Origin of the sequence: Flavobacterium rhamnosi, assembly GCF_048286515.1 — a bacterium.
Lineage (GTDB): Bacteria > Bacteroidota > Bacteroidia > Flavobacteriales > Flavobacteriaceae > Flavobacterium.
In genome coordinates, this window is record NZ_JBLVPS010000056.1 from 1 (window position 1) to 1,411 (window position 1,411).

1 pseudogene is annotated in these 1,411 nt (G+C 46.4%); it reads left to right on the forward strand.

The window, feature by feature from the left end:
- Positions 1 to 1,411 (forward strand): annotated as a pseudogene (locus ACNQGN_RS18895) (hypothetical protein); the annotation flags it as partial.

The window sequence follows — 1,411 nt, forward strand, 5'->3', positions numbered from 1 at the left end:
GGAACTTTCCCTGCTGCGGATACTGCTGTAGTGACTGATGAGGCCGATGCCTGCTCAACTCCGGTTGTGGCTTTCGTTAGTGATAGTGCTCCTGCTTTGGTGGGTTGTACTGAAACTACAATCAGAACATACAGTGTAACGGATGCTTGTGGAAACACAATCAATGTTACTCAAAACTTAATCAGAACAGTGGACCAAACGGCTCCGACAGCTTCTAACCCTGCTGCCATTACTCTTAGCGGTTGCAACGGAACTTTCCCTGCTGCGGATACTGCTGTAGTGACTGATGAGGCCGATGCCTGTTCAACTCCGGTTGTGGCTTTTGTTGGTGATAGTGCTCCTGCTTTAGTAGGTTGTACTGAAACTACAATCAGAACATACAGTGTAACGGATGCTTGTGGAAACACAATCAATGTTACTCAAAATTTAATCAGAACGATTGACCAAACGGCTCCGACTGCTTCTAACCCTGCTGCCATTACTCTTAGCGGTTGCAATGGAACTTTCCCTGCTGCGGATACTGCTGTAGTGACTGATGAGGCCGATGCCTGTTCAACTCCGGTTGTGGCTTTTGTTGGTGATAGTGCTCCTGCTTTAGTGGGTTGTACTGAAACTACAATCAGAACATACAGTGTAACGGATGCTTGTGGAAACACAATCAATGTTACGCAAAATTTAATCAGAACAGTAGACCAAACGGCTCCGACAGCTTCTAACCCTGCTGCCATTACTCTTAGCGGTTGCAACGGAACTTTCCCTGCTGCAGATACTGCTGTAGTGACTGATGAGGCCGATACCTGTTCAACTCCGGTTGTGGCTTTTGTTGGTGATAGTGCTCCTGCTTTAGTGGGTTGTACTGAAACTACAATCAGAACATACAGTGTAACGGATGCTTGCGGAAACACAATCAATGTTACTCAAAATTTAATCAGAACGATTGACCAAACGGCTCCGACTGCTTCTAACCCTGCTGCCATTACTCTTAGCGGTTGCAATGGAACTTTCCCTGCTGCGGATACTGCTGTAGTGACTGATGAGGCCGATGCCTGTTCAACTCCGGTTGTGGCTTTTGTTGGTGATAGTGCTCCTGCTTTAGTGGGTTGTACTGAAACTACAATCAGAACATACAGTGTAACGGATGCTTGTGGAAACACAATCAATGTTACGCAAAATTTAATCAGAACAGTAGACCAAACGGCTCCGACAGCTTCTAACCCTGCTGCCATTACTCTTAGCGGTTGCAACGGAACTTTCCCTGCTGCAGATACTGCTGTAGTGACTGATGAGGCCGATACCTGTTCAACTCCGGTTGTGGCTTTCGTTGGTGATAGTGCTCCTGCTTTAGTGGGTTGTACTGAAACTACAATCAGAACATACAGTGTAACGGATGCTTGTGGAAACACAATCAATG